At 43.4% G+C, this 17,010-nt stretch carries 14 protein-coding genes and 5 tRNA genes; 16 read left to right on the top strand and 3 right to left on the bottom strand.

The window, feature by feature from the left end:
* Positions 1-415 precede the first annotated feature (415 nt).
* Together fadR and MHN30_RS13385 are read left to right on the top strand one after the other, a co-directional pair.
* Positions 416-1,129, top strand: a complete 714-nt coding sequence (fadR, locus tag MHN30_RS13390) for a fatty acid metabolism transcriptional regulator FadR (RefSeq protein WP_010371123.1) — start codon at positions 416-418, stop codon at positions 1,127-1,129.
* A gap of 323 nt (positions 1,130-1,452) precedes the next feature.
* Positions 1,453-2,058, top strand: a complete 606-nt coding sequence (locus tag MHN30_RS13385; RefSeq protein ID WP_010371125.1) for a peroxiredoxin C — start codon at positions 1,453-1,455, stop codon at positions 2,056-2,058.
* A gap of 256 nt (positions 2,059-2,314) precedes the next feature.
* Here the strand turns inward: MHN30_RS13385 and MHN30_RS13380 are convergent, their stop codons facing one another.
* Positions 2,315-2,557: a hypothetical protein gene (locus MHN30_RS13380; protein ID WP_130163756.1), complete on the bottom strand. Its 243-nt coding sequence runs from the start codon at positions 2,555-2,557 to the stop codon at positions 2,315-2,317.
* Positions 2,558-2,793: 236 nt separating this feature from the next.
* Positions 2,794-3,345, bottom strand: a complete 552-nt coding sequence (gene smrB, locus MHN30_RS13375) for an endonuclease SmrB (RefSeq protein ID WP_130163757.1) — start codon at positions 3,343-3,345, stop codon at positions 2,794-2,796.
* Positions 3,346-3,441: 96 nt separating this feature from the next.
* Between smrB and prmB the strand changes: the two genes are divergently transcribed.
* From prmB to MHN30_RS13360, 3 genes are all read left to right on the top strand, one after another.
* Positions 3,442-4,377, top strand: a complete 936-nt coding sequence (gene prmB, locus MHN30_RS13370) for a 50S ribosomal protein L3 N(5)-glutamine methyltransferase (protein WP_026000853.1) — start codon at positions 3,442-3,444, stop codon at positions 4,375-4,377.
* Between the two features lie 47 nt (positions 4,378-4,424).
* Positions 4,425-5,522, top strand: a complete 1,098-nt coding sequence (gene aroC / locus MHN30_RS13365; RefSeq protein WP_010371135.1) for a chorismate synthase — start codon at positions 4,425-4,427, stop codon at positions 5,520-5,522.
* A 66-nt stretch (positions 5,523-5,588) separates the two neighbouring features.
* Complete coding sequence (locus MHN30_RS13360) at positions 5,589-6,020, top strand: hypothetical protein (RefSeq protein ID WP_239359949.1); 432 nt, start codon at positions 5,589-5,591, stop codon at positions 6,018-6,020.
* 62 nt (positions 6,021-6,082) lie between these two features.
* Here the strand turns inward: MHN30_RS13360 and folD are convergent, their stop codons facing one another.
* Positions 6,083-6,937: a bifunctional methylenetetrahydrofolate dehydrogenase/methenyltetrahydrofolate cyclohydrolase FolD gene (gene folD, locus MHN30_RS13355; RefSeq protein WP_010371140.1), complete on the bottom strand. Its 855-nt coding sequence runs from the start codon at positions 6,935-6,937 to the stop codon at positions 6,083-6,085.
* 420 nt (positions 6,938-7,357) lie between these two features.
* Here folD and MHN30_RS13350 point away from each other — a divergent pair.
* The 11 genes from MHN30_RS13350 (at position 7,358) to MHN30_RS13300 (ending at position 17,007) form a co-directional block, all read left to right on the top strand.
* Positions 7,358-7,434: transfer RNA gene (locus tag MHN30_RS13350), tRNA-Pro, on the top strand.
* Between the two features lie 41 nt (positions 7,435-7,475).
* Positions 7,476-7,552: transfer RNA gene (locus tag MHN30_RS13345), tRNA-Arg, on the top strand.
* A 24-nt stretch (positions 7,553-7,576) separates the two neighbouring features.
* Positions 7,577-7,652: transfer RNA gene (locus MHN30_RS13340), tRNA-His, on the top strand.
* 19 nt (positions 7,653-7,671) lie between these two features.
* Positions 7,672-7,748, top strand: a tRNA-Pro gene (locus MHN30_RS13335).
* 21 nt (positions 7,749-7,769) lie between these two features.
* Positions 7,770-7,846, top strand: a tRNA-Pro gene (locus MHN30_RS13330).
* A gap of 277 nt (positions 7,847-8,123) precedes the next feature.
* Complete coding sequence (gene tig, locus MHN30_RS13325; RefSeq protein WP_239359948.1) at positions 8,124-9,428, top strand: trigger factor; 1,305 nt, start codon at positions 8,124-8,126, stop codon at positions 9,426-9,428.
* A 332-nt stretch (positions 9,429-9,760) separates the two neighbouring features.
* On the top strand, positions 9,761-10,378 hold the full coding sequence (gene clpP, locus MHN30_RS13320) for an ATP-dependent Clp endopeptidase proteolytic subunit ClpP (protein ID WP_010606724.1): 618 nt from the start codon (positions 9,761-9,763) through the stop codon (positions 10,376-10,378).
* A 122-nt stretch (positions 10,379-10,500) separates the two neighbouring features.
* A complete protein-coding gene (clpX, locus tag MHN30_RS13315) occupies positions 10,501-11,784 on the top strand; it encodes an ATP-dependent protease ATP-binding subunit ClpX (protein WP_010606725.1) in 1,284 nt (427 codons plus the stop codon).
* Positions 11,785-12,076: 292 nt separating this feature from the next.
* The gene (lon, locus tag MHN30_RS13310) at positions 12,077-14,434 is read left to right on the top strand and encodes an endopeptidase La (RefSeq protein ID WP_239359947.1); all 2,358 of its coding nucleotides are present in this window, start codon (positions 12,077-12,079) and stop codon (positions 14,432-14,434) included.
* A 216-nt stretch (positions 14,435-14,650) separates the two neighbouring features.
* Complete coding sequence (hupB, locus tag MHN30_RS13305; RefSeq protein WP_010371157.1) at positions 14,651-14,923, top strand: nucleoid-associated protein HU-beta; 273 nt, start codon at positions 14,651-14,653, stop codon at positions 14,921-14,923.
* 173 nt (positions 14,924-15,096) lie between these two features.
* Positions 15,097-17,007 (top strand): SurA N-terminal domain-containing protein, encoded by a 1,911-nt coding sequence (locus MHN30_RS13300; RefSeq protein ID WP_239359946.1) that lies wholly within the window; start codon positions 15,097-15,099, stop codon positions 17,005-17,007.
* The last annotated feature ends 3 nt before the right edge of the window (positions 17,008-17,010 follow it).

Here is a 17,010-nt window from a genome sequence, read left to right as displayed (position 1 = left end):
CCTTAAGCTGCTTTGTTGTTTGCAAGCAACGCTCGAAAGTAAATTGCAAAAGATGTCCAATAACATTATTACATGCCGCTTTGTCTGTTTATTTCGCAGTCGTTTCGTGTGCACTTTAGGTGAAGCATTTGATTTATACAAAATGAAAGCAGAGGTAGGATGGTCTGATGAGGAGCAATTTGTTTACATTAACAGCTCAGTGTTTAGCAAAAATGAGCCCGTTATGGCCAAGTCTATATCGCCTTAAGTGAGTCCTAAACCTCACGCCGCATCACAATCTCACCTGCATTAAACATGGCTATTTTCAGCTAGGGCGATTTGTAGCTTGTTAGTTGAGCTTCATCTGGTACAATCAGTGGATTAACAAGCACAACCTGCCAATCAAGGCATTGATGTAATAATAAAGTGGTGTGAGATGAGAATTTTCAAAGCCAAGAGCCCAGCTGGATTTGCTGAAGAATATATTGTTGAGTCAATTTGGAACGGTGAATTCCCTCCGGGATCCATTCTACCTGCTGAGCGTGAGCTTTCTGAACTCATTGGTGTAACAAGAACAACACTGCGCGAAGTATTACAAAGGCTAGCTCGTGATGGCTGGTTGACTATCCAACATGGTAAGCCAACCCGAGTAAATAACTTTTGGGAAACATCAGGGCTTAATATTTTAGAAACCTTAGCGCGTCTTGATGAAGATAAGATGCCTGAGCTGACCGATCAGCTGCTGTCAGCGCGTACCAATATTAGTGCTATCTATACGCGTGCGGCGATAAAATTCAATCCGCAGCGTGTTATCGATATTTTGTCTAAGCATGAAGAGCTAGAAGACACCGCAGAAGCGTTTGCCGATTATGACTACCAAGTTCACCATGAGCTGGCGGGTGCTGGGCAAAACAAAATTTATGTGCTTATTTTAAATGGCTTCAGAGGTTTATACTCAAAAATTGGTTGCCATTACTTTTCTGATTCAAGAACACGAGGACTGGCGAGACAGTTCTATGCAGATTTAACCAAACTGGCAGAAAATCAAGAACACGATGGTGCTATTTCATTGATGCGTAAGTATGGTCACCAATCGGGTGAAATTTGGCAGCAGATCCGCGGTGATATGCCTGAAAATATCATGGACTAATGTCCACTGAGTGATAGACATCTTAAAAAGGCTTCTTCGTGAAGCCTTTTTTGATCTCCGAATGGCATCTTGAGCGGAGGCATTTTTGTCTCATCGAATTTATAGATTGGTGCTATCGGTAAATTCGATTGTTAATTATGGCGCTTGCCAAATACACTAGGCGCAGTTTTTTTGGCGGTGAGAATGACAAAGAGACTTTAGTTATGAATTTAGCTAGGGTTGTTTTTTCATAAGCACGCCACAATATTATGAACAAGATATTTTGGTCTCGACACGAGATACCAAGATAAGATTGGAAATAAACCTAACTATTGGAGATAAAAATGGGTGTATTAGTAGGCCGCAAGGCACCAGACTTTACAGCAGCAGCAGTACTAGGTAACGGTGAGATCGTAGATAGCTACAACCTGCACGAGCGTATTAAAGGTAAAAAAGCGGTTGTTTTCTTTTACCCACTAGACTTCACGTTTGTTTGTCCTTCAGAGCTAATCGCGTTCGACAAGCGTTACGAAGAGTTCCAAAAGCGTGGTGTTGAAGTGATCGGTGTTTCTATCGATTCTCAATTCTCACACAACGCATGGCGTAACACTCCAGTAAACGAAGGCGGTATCGGTCAAGTTAAATACGATCTAATCGCTGATGTTAAGCACGAAATCTGTCAAGCATACGACGTTGAGCATCCAGAAGCTGGTGTTGCTTTCCGTGGCTCTTTCCTAATCGATGCTGAAGGTAATGTACGTCACCAAGTAGTTAACGACCTACCACTAGGCCGTAACATCGACGAAATGCTTCGCATGGTTGATGCACTAGCATTCCACGAAGAGCACGGTGAAGTATGTCCAGCTGGTTGGACTGAAGGTAAAGCAGGTATGGATGCAAGCCCTGAAGGTGTTGCTAAGTTCCTATCTGAAAACGAAGGCGCACTATAATTTAGTGTCGACTTTGTGATATCTCGCTGATATCAAAAAGAAACCCGCCAATTGGCGGGTTTTTTAATGGCTACTGATACCTCAATAGCTTTCTCAGGGTAAAACTTTGACTACTCGGCTACCTTGCCTACTTTAGCAAGTGCCATGCTAGTTAAAGTTGATAAACTGACCCAGTGATTTTATCAGTTGAATGCTCAGGTAAGCGGCAAATAAACTGATCACGGGAGTTGCGAGCAGACTCAGAAATTCGAGTTCATTAATCATTAGCCTCTTCCTTTTTTTCTTGCTCGTTGTTATTGGTTGTTTGAAACGCTGTCTCTAAAGACTGTTTGGTCTCAATTTTTATTTCTTCTAGATTCGCTTTGATTGACTCAGTGATAGCTTGCGTTACTTTGGTTTTTACTTCTTGAAGTAATGAAGCATCAATTTCTGCAGCTGTTGTTGTCATGCTTGCTGTAAACAATAAAGTTGTCATGGTGATTTTCGCTAAAGTAGTCATAATAAGTTTCCTTGTAATTTGTTAGTCGCAATAACTATTACAAAGGTTGTGCCAAAATGAATTTAATTTTTATGTTATTGATTTTTATGTGTTTTAATTTTTTCTTGGCATAGGGGAGTTAATGGGGTGGTGAATTTGACCAGTGCAGGATGGGTGAAATGGCTAAGATTTAGTTAAATTTATTAAGGCTGGATTAAGCGAAGTAAGAAAGGATGAAGAACAATGTTTGGGCCGAATTAACGGCCAAAGTTAGGGTCATCAGGTAAATCAACCAAGATTAATACAGCCCCTTTACCGCCATATTCTAAAGGTGCTTGGTGCATCGCCAGTATATCTGGATGCTGAACAAGATACTGCGGTACTTTATGTTTAAGCACACGCTCACCAATTCCATGCACCACGCATGCACAAGCAATATGCTGCTTCTTACAAGCATGAATTAATGCAGCTAGTTCTTGTTTTACCGTTTCTTTATTTAGCCCGTGCAAATCTAAGATGAGTTCGGGCGCGTAGTCACCACGCCTTAGCTGCTTTGCTAAATAGCGATCAGCTCCGGGCTTGACGAAATTGATGGTTCCTGACGTATCAATATCAGGAATATACTCGTCAGAAAAGTAAAACTCAGATTGCTGCTGCTTGACCTGTTGCTTCAGCTCAACGCTCTGAATTTTTTTCTTTTGTTTGAGCTGCACCTGATCTTGTTTTAGGGGTTTTACACCATTCAAAGACTCACGAAACATCGCGAAATCGTCATTTAGGTCAGCATTAGTGTTAGATTCTCTGTTCATGATGGCATTTTAAATAAAAAAAGCATAAAAACCTAGCTTAAAAACCGCTACAATAGCGCCATATAGTTTGATCTTTAGAGAGTCACCATGACGGAAATGTCACAACCACTTATTACCGAAGAAATGGCCGTTGAAGCCTTTCAAGACTTACATACCATTCAGGACTGGGTACGCTGGACGGCGAGCCAGTTTGTGAGTAACGAGGTGTTTTTTGGTCATGGTACGGATAATCCTTGGGACGAAGCGGTCAGTTTAGTGCTTCCGGTGCTGCATATGCCAATTGATGCTCCCAAAGAAATCATGCATGCGCGTATGACACAAAGTGAAAAAGCGCATCTGATGGAGTTTATCAAAGCACGTATTGAGCAGCGTATTCCCGTTGCCTACTTAACCAATCAAGCTTGGTTTGCTGGTATGCCGTTTTATGTTGATGAGCGCGTATTAGTACCACGCTCACCATTTGCAGAGTTAATCGCAAAACATTTTGCCCCCTGGGTAGCTGCACCGAATAAAGTAACGCGTATTTTAGATATGTGTACGGGTTCTGGTTGTATTGCGATTGCATTGGCCAAAGCATTTGAGCGCGCACAAGTAGACGCAGTCGATATTTCTTTTGAAGCCTTAGAAGTGGCTGATCACAATATCAATCAGCATATGATGCAAGACAGAGTCTTTGCTATCCAATCTGATGTATTTAGTGGTGTACCGGGTCAAAAGTACGATTTAATCGTAGCGAACCCTCCTTATGTTGATGCAGAAGACATGTCAGATCTGCCAGAGGAGTTCCATCATGAGCCAGAGCTTGGCTTGGCGTCAGGAGAAGATGGCCTTGATGTGACCCGCACACTACTGGCAGAAGCGGCCGATCATCTAAATGATGATGGTTTGTTATTTGTCGAAGTTGGCAATTCTATGGTACATATGGAGCAACAATTTCCTGAAGCGCCATTTACTTGGTTAGACTTTGAGCATGGTGGTTTAGGGGTCTTTGTCGTATCCAAACAACAACTATTGGAATACTTTAAAAACTGATAGGGAGCCAATGCTCTCTATCGTCTATTTAGGAATGAGGAAAAACGATGGCAGGCAATAGCATTGGCCAATTATTTAAGGTGTCGACCTTTGGTGAAAGCCATGGCGCCGCGCTTGGTGGCGTGGTGGATGGTGTACCACCAGGGCTTGAGATCACTGAAGCTGATTTACAAATCGATTTAGATAGACGCAAACCAGGCCAAAGCCGCTACACAACACAGCGCCGAGAAGGTGATGAGATAAAAATTCTCTCGGGTGTGTTTGAAGGCAAGACCACAGGCACGAGCATTGGATTGTTGATTGAAAATACCGATCAACGTTCAAAAGATTACTCAAACATCAAAGATTTGTTCCGTCCGGGTCACGGCGACTATACCTATTGGCACAAATACGGACATAGAGATTATCGTGGTGGTGGCAGGTCGTCGGCACGTGAAACCGCCATTCGAGTTGCAGCAGGTGCAATCGCGAAAAAATATCTCAAGCAAGTCCATGGCATCGAAATCAATGCCTGTCTTTCTCAATTAGGCCCGATTAAAGCCGAGCATTATGATTGGTCAGCGGTTGAAAACAATCCATTTTTCTTTCCCGATGAATCTAAGCTAGAAGCGCTAGATGAATATATGCGTACGCTGAAAAAAGAAGGTGATTCAGTCGGCGCAAAGGTAAAAGTCGTGGCGAAAAATGTGCCTGTTGGTTTAGGTGAGCCAGTGTTTGATCGTTTGGATGCTGAGATAGCGCACTCCTTGATGAGCATTAATGCCGTAAAAGGTGTAGAGATTGGTGATGGCTTTGATGTGGTTGAGCAAAAGGGCTCTGAGCATAGAGATGAGCTAACGCCACAGGGTTTTACCTCTAATCATGCAGGCGGCGTTTTAGCGGGTATTTCTACAGGGCAAGATATTATCGCATCAATTGCGCTAAAACCGACATCAAGTATCTCGGTGCCGGGACAGAGTATTGATACCCACAACCAACCGCAAGAAGTTGTGACGAAGGGTCGTCATGACCCTTGTGTTGGTATTCGTGCCATTCCAATCGCAGAAGCCATGTTGGCTATTACGCTCATGGATCACTTATTACGTCACCGAGGTCAAAACCAAGACGTCAATTTGCCGCACAAGCCAATTCCTGGTCATATCTAGCCAGTAGCGAGTAAGCTAATTTTGGCACAGTGATTGCTTTTCTTGGACAAATCAAGGAGAGCAATCATGATCACTTACCAAACCCACTCCGCAATTCGTACCACTGAGTCCGTTTCAGAGCAGCAAAGCCTTGCCCAAACTAAACGAGCTAATACCGCTGCGCAGGAGCAAGACTATGTCGCGGCTGCTAACATCGCAGCCCAATCATCCCCTGTACTCGATAATAAAGCCGACGAGCCATATAAATATGAAGTGGTGGAGCGTAATCAGTCATTTCTCGAAAAAATGAGAGAAGCGGTAATGTTTAGCCGCTTAGGGGCAAATAAAGAGAAAATAGACGAATTAAAAGAGAAAATGGCAGAACTTGAAAAGCTTGCGGCTGAGGGAAAAATTTCACCTGAAGAATTAGAAGAGCGGATGGCCGCCTTACAAGAAGCGATGAGAGAAGCGGTAACTCAGGAAGAAAACAGAGCGAACAAGGACACGCTAATGAGTTAGTGAGGCTTAAAATAATAAAAGCCTCAACTGAGGCTTTTATTATAGCTATAAACGAACAGCGTTTAGCTGTGATATTTTTCACACGCTTCTAGCGTATTTTCGATTAAGCTTGCGACGGTCATTGGGCCCACACCACCTGGCACTGGGGTAATAAAGCTCGCATTTTGTTCTGCGATGTCGTATTGCACGTCACCTACCAGTTTGCCTGATTCTAAGCGATTAATGCCTACATCGATGACAATCGCGCCTTCTTTAACCCAGTCGCCTGGAATAAACTCAGGTTTACCGACCGCCACAACCAGTAGATCGGCACGACGCACATGGGTTTCGAGGTCTTGCGTAAATTTATGGCAAACGGTTGTAGTACAACCAGCAAGTAGCAGCTCTAGTGACATAGGGCGACCAACGATGTTTGAAGCACCAACCACAACAGCATGCATGCCTTTATAACGCACACCGGTAGAGTCGAGTAGGGTGATGATCCCTTTTGGCGTACAAGGTCTCAGTGCTGGCATTCTTTGGGCAAGACGACCTACGTTATATGGGTGAAAGCCGTCGACATCTTTATGAGGATCAATACGCTCTAACACTTTTTCTGCGTCTAGGCCTTCAGGTAGCGGCAATTGTACTAAGATCCCATCAACTTCAGGATCTGCATTAAGCTCATCAACAAGCGCAAGTAATTGCTCTTCGCTTGTATCACCTGGTAAGTCGAAAGATTTAGAAACAAATCCGACTTCTTCACAGGCTTTACGCTTTGAACCAACATAAACTTGGCTCGCAGGATCCTGGCCTACTAATACCACAGCCAAGCCAGGCGCTCTTAGACCTTGCGCTAGTCTGTCTTGAACTCGTTGTGCAACAGTAGAACGAACTTGTTTCGCGATAGCTTTGCCATCAATGATGTTTGCCGTCATGATTGACCTATATTAAGGGTTAAAAAACTTGAACGATGATAGAGCCTTTAAATTCTTCTATACAAGCACTTTCATATATTGATGAAATGATTGCTTAATACAGATGAAAAATGGGGTCGCTCTATTTATATGTCCCTTTAGTTATTACCAAGGAGGACATTTGCCCGCTATTTTCTCAAAAAACAGCCAGTCCGCCAAGTTTGCATTGCGTAAAAGCAAAGGTTTTCATGATCTGTTCTACAAGAAGTGTTCAAAAATTGTTTAAGTCAGCTGTTTTATCAACAATTTGTGGCAAAATTAGGCAGTTGAAACAAAAACTAAAAAAAATATTTGACCTACTTCGGGCAAATCACTATTATGCACCCCGTTGCCAACGAGGACTCACCGATAAAAAGGTTCTTAGTTCTCCAAGGTCACAGTCGGCGATTAGCGCAGCTTGGTAGCGCACTTGGTTTGGGTCCAAGGGGTCGCAGGTTCAAATCCTGCATCGCCGACCACTTTTAAAATAAGAAAGTAGCATGAAGATGTTTACGAGTTTGCGCCCTTAGCTCAGCTGGATAGAGCAACGCCCTTCTAAGGCGTCGGTCGAAGGTTCGAATCCTTCAGGGTGCGCCATCTTATTTTAATCCACATGTAGTGGCGGCTGTAGCTCAGTTGGTAGAGCCCTGGATTGTGATTCCGGTTGTCGTGGGTTCAAGTCCCATCAGTCGCCCCATCTACATGCCAAAATTAGTCGGCGATTAGCGCAGCTTGGTAGCGCACTTGGTTTGGGTCCAAGGGGTCGCAGGTTCAAATCCTGCATCGCCGACCACTTCTACAAAATATATATGTTCGGCGATTAGCGCAGCTTGGTAGCGCACTTGGTTTGGGTCCAAGGGGTCGCAGGTTCAAATCCTGCATCGCCGACCACTTTCTCTCTAGTATCTCAGTCATTTATTTCAAATTTACTAACTTTTAATCAATTAGCACCAATATGCCTAATTATTTAACCTGATTGCTCGACTCCGTCGTTGAATAGGTTATAATGCCGCGTCTATTAATTAACGTAGTGCCCGTAGGGCAGGCAACAAGCGTCACATGCAACGGAGAGTTTGGCAACTTAGCCGAAGGCCCATAAAAAGCATGATGGTTGTCTTGTTAGTAAGGAAGGCGCTTTGTCGCCCAAAAATGAAGATTGAGGTAAATCATGCAAGTTTCTGTTGAGACGACTCAAGGCCTTGAGCGCCGTCTGACCATCACCGTTCCTGCAGAGAACGTTGAGACTGAAGTTAAAAAACGCCTACAACAACTGTCAAGAACACAGCGTATCGATGGCTTCCGCCCTGGTAAGGTTCCAGTGTCAATCATCACTAAGCGTTACGGCGCAGCTGTACGTCAAGAAGTTGCTGGCGATCTGATGCAGCGTAACTATATCGAAGCAATCATTGCTGAGAAAATCAACCCTGCAGGCGCACCATCTTTTGCTCCTAAGTCACTAGAAGCTGGTAAAGATCTAGAATTCGATGCAACTTTTGAAGTATACCCAGAAGTTGAACTTAAAGATCTAGACAAAATCGCGGTTGAGAAGCCGGCAGTTTCTGTCACTGATGAAGACCTAGTGAACATGCTTGAAACGCTTCGTAAGCAACACGCTTCTTGGACTGAGAGCGATGCTGCAGCTGGTGAAAAAGACCGTGTAACGGTTGATTTCGTTGGTACAATCGACGGTGAAGAGTTCGAAGGCGGTAAAGCTGAAGACTTCCCTCTAGAGCTTGGTCAAGGTCGTATGATCCCAGGCTTCGAAGACGGTATCGTTGGTAAAAAAGCAGGTGAAGAAGTTGTTTCTGACGTAACTTTCCCTGAAGAATACCACGCTGAAAACCTAAAAGGTAAAGCGGCTCAATTCACAATCACTGTGAAGAAAGTTGAAGTTCAAGAGCTTCCTGAACTAACTGACGAGTTCGCAACTAAGTTTGGTGTTGCTGAAGGCGGCGTTGACGCACTTAAAGAAGAAGTTAAGAAGAACATGGAGCGTGAGCTAAACCAAGCGGTTAAAGCGAACGTGAAAGATCAAGCTATCAAAGGTCTTCTAGAAACTAACGAAGTTGAAGTGCCAAAAGCACTAATCGACCAAGAAATCGATGCACTTCGTCAACAAGCTGCACAACGTTTTGGCGGCAACGCACAAAACATGCCTGAGCTTCCTGCTGAGCTATTCCACGAGCAAGCAGTAACTCGCGTGAAAACTGGCCTACTACTAGGTGAAGTGATCAAAGCGAACGACATCAAAGTTGATGAAGATAAGGTTGCTGAACTAATCGACACAGTTGCTTCTGCATACGAAGATCCAAGTGAAGTAGTGGCATACTACAAAGCAAACGATCAACTAATGCAGCAAATGCGCAACGTTGCGATGGAAGAGCTAGCAGTTGAAGCAGTACTTGCTGCTGCATCTGTTTCTGATGTTGAAAAGTCATTCGACGACATCATGAATCCACAGGCTGCTCAATAAGTCTTTGAAGAAATCATTGACTTACAGCTAAGCTGAAGTTTAAATGGCTCGAGTTACTCTAATAGAGAATTCGGGCCATTTTTGTTTTTAGGCCTTGATATTGAAGCATTAAGTACTTATATCTTGAGGCATGGCTTATTTTATTAGCTATACTTATTTTACGAGTCAGGTTTCGTTGAGTATTACTGCTACAGTTATATCTACTCGTTTCAATTCGCTCAAAAAAGTATTAGCCTAAACACCGATCACAGAATGTTTTTATGGACCGCGCTAAGTCCAATAAAGTTGCTGCGAATAGGCAATAGATTCTGTGCTAATAAGGAATAAAAAACATGAATGATGGTATGATCGATCCAATCAATGCGTTAGTACCTATGGTCGTGGAGCAAACGGCTAAAGGCGAGCGTTCTTATGATATTTACTCACGACTGTTAAAAGACCGTATTATTTTCTTAACTGGTCAAGTCGAAGACCATATGGCCAATCTAATTGTGGCGCAGATGCTGTTCTTGGAATCAGAAAGCCCTGACAAAGATATATTCCTGTATATCAACTCACCAGGTGGTTCTGTGACCGCTGGAATGTCAATCTACGACACGATGAATTTTATCAAGCCTGACGTTAGTACGGTTTGTGTTGGTCAAGCTGCGAGTATGGGGGCATTTTTGCTATCTGGCGGTGCTAAAGGTAAACGTTATTGCTTACCTAATTCTCGTGTGATGATCCACCAACCTTTAGGTGGTTTCCAAGGTCAGGCTTCTGATTTTGAAATTCACGCCCGCGAAATCTTGGCGATTAAAGAGAAGTTGAATCGCTTAATGGCAGATCACACCGGTCAGCCTTATGATGTGGTTGCGCATGACACAGATAGAGACAACTTTATGACTGCAGATCAAGCGTTAGAATATGGCCTGATTGATGCAGTTCACTCTCGTCGAGAGCTTAAGTGATTATGAATTAGCCGATGAGTTGAATTCATCGGCTTCTACTGTGCCAAAGCCAAATTTCTTTGGTATAGTTAAAAGAAATACGATGTTATCTAGAGATAACAGCAATTGAATGAGGTAGCTGAATGTCAGACACTCCAACAGACGGCGATAAGAATAGCAAGCTACTCTACTGCTCATTTTGCGGTAAGAGCCAGCATGAAGTTCGTAAGTTAATTGCCGGTCCATCTGTCTATATATGTGACGAGTGCGTTGAACTTTGTAACGACATCATTAGGGAAGAAATCAAAGATATTGCGCCTAAGCATGACGCGTCTGATAAATTACCTGTGCCAAAAGAGATCAGAAATCACTTAGATGATTATGTGATAGGTCAAGACCACGCTAAAAAAGTCTTGTCTGTTGCGGTTTATAATCATTATAAGCGCCTGCGTAACCAAGGCGGCAAAGGTGATGTAGAACTTGGCAAGAGTAATATTCTACTGATCGGTCCAACGGGTAGTGGTAAAACCCTTCTAGCAGAAACGCTTGCACGTTTACTTGATGTTCCATTCACAATGGCAGATGCAACGACATTAACCGAAGCCGGTTATGTGGGTGAAGATGTTGAAAACATCATTCAAAAGCTTCTGCAAAAATGTGATTACGACGTTGAGAAAGCACAACGTGGTATCGTTTACATTGATGAAATCGACAAAATTTCAAGAAAATCTGACAATCCATCGATTACCCGTGATGTGTCAGGTGAAGGTGTACAGCAAGCACTACTAAAACTGATTGAAGGCACGGTTGCATCTGTTCCGCCACAAGGTGGTAGAAAGCACCCGCAACAAGAGTTTTTACAAGTAGATACTTCTAAGATCTTGTTTATCTGTGGTGGTGCGTTTGCAGGCCTAGATAAAGTCATCGAACAGCGCAGTACAAAAAATACTGGAATTGGCTTTGGTGCTGAAGTTAAATCTAAAGACTCTGAGCGCTCATTAAGCGAAACATTTAAAGACGTAGAGCCTGAAGATTTAGTTAAGTACGGCTTAATTCCTGAATTTATTGGTCGTTTGCCTGTAGTTGCGACTTTGACTGAACTGGATGAAGAAGCACTAATTGAAATCCTAAATGAGCCGAAGAATGCACTCACTAAGCAATACGCGGCGCTATTTAAGATGGAAGGCGTTGATCTTGAATTCCGTGAAGATGCGCTACGAGCGATTGCTCATAAAGCGATGGAGCGTAAAACGGGTGCCCGTGGTCTGCGTTCGATCGTCGAAGGCGTATTGCTTGATACTATGTATGAGCTTCCTTCATTAGAAGAAGTGAGTAAAGTCGTCATTGATGAAACGGTGATCAAAGGCGAATCAGACCCTATTATGATTTACGAAAATAATGGTAAAGAAAAAGCGGCGTCTGAATAGCTCAGTATGAGATTGAAAAAAGGAGCCTAGCGCTCCTTTTTATTTCTTAGTCAACATCAGATAGAAACCAATATAGTCAGATTGCTATAACAATAAAGGGCAATAGTGAGACAAGTTTTTAGGGGAATTTTTTATACATTCCACCACGGTAAATTGAGTGTCAAAACTAAGCTTTTTATCCGTTAAATTGATCTCTACTTGATGCGGATTACTATAAACTATTGAACTTTATCTGCGTTATCCCCATATAGCTCAGTATTCCCAAAATTAATTGAAGTGCGAAGAGAACATAATGACGCTTGAAAGAACGGATCGAGTAGAAATTCCAGTGCTAGCGCTACGCGACGTAGTGGTGTATCCGCATATGGTGATCCCGCTGTTTGTAGGCCGAGAAAAATCAATAAAATGCCTAGAAGCTGCGATGGACAATGACAAGCAAATCTTTTTAGTTGCGCAAAAAGACGCCTCAGTTGATGACCCAAGCACTGATGATGTCTATCAGACTGGTACCATTGCAACGGTACTACAGTTACTCAAACTACCTGATGGCACAGTGAAAGTGCTGGTTGAAGGTACTCAACGCGCAAAAATAGATGAGTTTCTAATTACAGACGAATATTTCTTGGCGCAAGCTCAGTACATTCCATCTCAGGATGTGGATGAGCAAGAGCAAGACATATTAGTTCGCAGCGCAATTAGCCAGTTCGAAGGCTATGTGAAGCTAAATAAAAAGATCCCACCAGAAGTACTAACTTCAGTATCGGGTATCGATGAAGCTGCACGCTTAGCGGATACGATGGCTGCTCATATGCCAATTAAAGTACCTGAAAAACAAAAGGTGCTAGAAATTGACGACGTGACCGAACGTCTCGAGTATTTGATGGCGTTGATGGAAGGCGAGATTGATTTACTTCAAGTAGAAAAAAAGATCCGCTCACGCGTTAAAAAGCAAATGGAGAAATCCCAACGAGAGTACTATCTGAATGAGCAAATGAAAGCTATTCAGAAAGAGCTTGGTGAGCTGGATGATGTACCTGACGAATTTGAAGCCCTGAAAAAGCGTATTAGCGAAGCGAATATGCCGCAAGAAGCGGAAGAAAAAGCGCTTTCAGAGCTTAACAAACTTAAAATGATGTCACCTATGTCTGCGGAAGCGACGGTTGTACGCTCGTACATTGAGACGATGATCAATGTACCTTGGAAAAAGCGCTCCAAGGTGAAAAAAGATCTAGCTGGTGCACAAAAGATACTCGATGCCGATCATTATGGTCTTGAGAAAGTGAAAGACCGCATTATCGAATATCTAGCGGTACAGCAGCGCACCAATAAGCTTAAAGGTCCTATCTTATGCTTAGTCGGCCCTCCAGGCGTTGGTAAAACCAGTTTAGGTCAATCTATCGCGCGTTCGACTGGCCGTAAGTACGTACGTATGGCGCTCGGTGGCGTGCGCGACGAAGCTGAAATTCGTGGTCACAGACGAACTTATATTGGCTCAATGCCGGGTAAATTGATCCAAAGCATGTCGAAAGTTGGCGTAAAGAACCCGCTTTTCTTGTTGGATGAAATCGATAAGATGTCATCGGATATGCGCGGCGACCCTGCATCGGCTCTACTAGAAGTGTTAGATCCAGAGCAAAATAGCAACTTTGCGGACCACTATTTAGAAGTGGACTACGATCTGTCTGATGTTATGTTTGTTGCGACTTCTAATAGCTTTAACATTCCAGGTCCATTATTAGACCGTATGGAAGTCATTCGTCTTGCTGGTTACACCGAGGACGAAAAACTAAATATTGCCAAGCAGCACTTAATTCCAAAGCAAGTGAAACGCAATGGATTAAAAGAGTCTGAAATCAATATAGAAGACAGCGCGATCATTGGCATTATCCGCTACTACACGCGTGAAGCGGGTGTCCGTAATCTAGAGCGCGAAGTATCTAAGTTATGCCGAAAAGCAGTTAAGAACATCTTGCTAGATAAAAATGTTAAGCAAGTTGTGATTAACCAAGAAAATCTTGAAGACTTCTTAGGTGTACAACGTCACGATTACGGCAAGGCGGAAGACGGCGATAGAGTTGGTCAAGTTACCGGTCTTGCATGGACGGAAGTAGGGGGTGACTTACTCACTATCGAATGTGCGGCAGTACCAGGTAAAGGTAAACTTGCTTACACCGGCTCGCTGGGCGATGTGATGCAAGAGTCAATTCAGGCGGCAATGACGGTAGTACGCAACCGTGCTGACAAACTACGCATTAATGACGATTTCTACGAGAAACGTGATATTCATGTTCACGTTCCTGAAGGTGCAACACCAAAAGACGGCCCGAGCGCCGGTATTGCGATGGTAACAGGCTTAGTATCAAGCCTTACTGGCAATCCAGTACGTGCAGATGTTGCGATGACAGGTGAAATTACCTTGCGTGGTGAAGTTCTGCCTATCGGTGGTCTGAAAGAGAAATTATTGGCAGCGCACCGTGGTGGAATTAAACGAGTTTTAATACCGAAAAAGAACGAGCGTGACTTAAAAGAAATTCCTGAGAATGTTCTTGAAGGGCTTGATATTCATGCGGTGTCATGGATTGATGAGGTATTATCACTGGCGTTAGCGCACCCAATAGACAGTTTTAGCGTGGAATCGCAAAAAAACTAAGAAAAAAGCCAAAAAATTGAGTGAAAAGGCTTTTCAAATCCAAAAGGTGTGTTAAGTTAGGCACTGTATTCAAGCCTACTGGTTCGGAAGCCCCGTAATCACTAGGCTTGAGAAAGATTTCGAGAATTAGAGAGTCGCTGTGATGTCTCTAAATGAATAGCAAAAGTTACCAGTAAGAAGTAACTTTTGACAATAACTATGGAAGAGGATGATATTGTGAATAAATCTCAATTAATCGATCAAATCGCAGCTGATGCTGACATTTCTAAAGCGGCTGCTGGTCGTGCGCTAGATTCATTCATTGAGTCTGTAACGGGTGCACTAAAAGACGGTGACTCTGTTGCACTTGTAGGTTTTGGTACTTTCTCAGTGCGCGAGCGTGCTGCACGTTCTGGTCGTAACCCACAAACTGGTGAGACTATTCAAATCGCAGCAGCTAACATCCCATCTTTCAAAGCGGGTAAAGCGCTTAAAGACGCAGTAAACTAATTCAATTTGAATTAGGCGGTGCAGAGTCATCGCGAACTGCTTCAAGATAAAAGGCGTATCTGCTAAGATACGCTTTTTTTATACCATCACTAATCTGATTGGTGTAATGCTTAACCCAAATCTAGCAAACACAAAGTGCTTAGGTGCTTTGACTTAGATAAGAGAAACAATAAATGCTTGAAAAGATCAGAGAAGGCTCGCAAGGCCCGGCGGCTAAAATCGTATTAGGTTTAGTCATCTTATCTTTTGCGTTAGCAGGGATCGGTGGTTACCTAGGTCAAACCACAGAGCAGCCTGTCGCAGAAGTGAACGGAGTAAAGATTTCACAAACTAAGTTTTCTCGTGCTTACTCGAATGAACGTGCACGACTAGAGCAACAGTTTGGCGAATACTTTGCACAGATTGCAGCCGATCCTAATTATATGGCGCAAATTCGCCAAGGTGTTGTTGATCAATTAGTACAACAAGAATTACAAACCCAACTAGCTAAAGAGCTTGGTCTTCGTGTGAGCGATGAGCAGGTTAAAAAAGCGATTGTTGAAATGCCATATTTTCAAATTGGTGGAGAATTCAGTAACGACCGTTACTTACAAGTTATCCGTCAAATGAACTTCCAGCCAGATAGCTTCCGTGAATATCTTCGTGACGAGATGACTCGTGCGCAGTTAATCTCAGCGGTTGCAGGCACTGATTTTGTACTGAAAAACGAACTTCAGCAGTCTATTGCGCTACAGCAACAGACTCGTGCTATCGACTATGCGGTATTAAGCAAAGAGTTGGTGAAAGATGAAGTGTCAGTGTCAGACGAAGAAGTTCAGAACTATTACGACTTGAATCAAACTCAGTTCCAAGCTCCAGAATTGGTGGCGGTTAACTATATCGAGCTAAAAGCTGAAGATTTAGCGCCTGCAGAACCTGTGACTGAAGAAGCGTTAAAAACGTATTACGAAGAGCAAAAAAACCAATATCTTGAACCTGAAAGACGCCGCGTGTCACACATTCTTGTTGATGCAAGTGAAGATGCTGAAGCTGCTAAACAAAAAGCAGATGAAATTCTGGCTGAATTGAATAATGGTGCTGATTTTGCCGTTGTTGCAGAAGAAAAATCTGACGACGTGGTGAGCGCTGAGCTTGGCGGTGATCTAGATTGGATTGAAAGAGACATGATGGATCCGGCGTTTGAAGATGCAGCATTTGCGCTTGCCGCGGTAGGTGATGTATCTGAAGTGGTTGAATCTGAGTTTGGTTTCCATATTATCAAGCTAACAGACATTCAGCGCCAACAGGCACAGTCTTTTGAAGACGTAAAAGACGACCTTCGTGCAGAGCTTGAAAAAGCAGCTAAGATCGATGCGTTTTATCAAAAGCAAACCCGTGTAGCTGAACTTGCTTTTGAAATGGCCGACTCGCTACAAGACGCTGCTGAAGCCGCTGGCGTTGAGATCAAATCAACTGAACTGGTAAGTCGTAACGCGCTTCCTGAGCCACTGAATTCACCAGCGATAAGCAATACTATCTTTACGCCAGAGCTGCTAGAAGACCGCGTAAACTCAGAAGTGTTAGAAGTTGCACCAGAGCATATCGTGGTGGTTCGCGTTGCTGAGCATAAAGCGGCAGCGACTAAGCCTCTTGAGGAAGTCAGCGCGCAGATCAAAACGCAGTTGAGCAATGAAAAAGCCTCGACATTAATTGCAGAGAAAGCACAGTCACTATTTGAGCAACTACAAGGTGGTTCTACTTTAACTGAGATTGCCAAAGCACAAAGTATCGAAGTGAAGAGCGTGTCTGAGCTTAAGCGTCGTAGCTACGACGTACCACCAGCTATTGCAGCTGAAGCATTTAAATTGCCTCAGCCGGGTGTGGCAGAAACAGAATCTGCACTTGTAGAGCTTGGTAATGGCGATTCGGCATTTGTGGTGCTGAAGTCAGTCACCACGCCTGAAGTTGATGGCAAGGTTGATGCGCAGCAGAAGCAGTCAATCACCGCTTCTTACGCAAACAAAAACTATCTTGAGCTACTAGCAGCACTTGAAGCTAAGTCTGAAGTAAAAAGACCACAGCTTCAGGTCGCAGAGCAGCAATAATCA

The sequence above is a fragment of the Pseudoalteromonas sp. OF7H-1 genome, assembly GCF_022347825.1.
Classification (GTDB): Bacteria; Pseudomonadota; Gammaproteobacteria; order Enterobacterales; family Alteromonadaceae; genus Pseudoalteromonas; species Pseudoalteromonas maricaloris.
The sequence above is the reverse complement of the archived record's forward strand: the minus strand, read 5'-3'. Positions and strand labels throughout refer to the sequence as shown.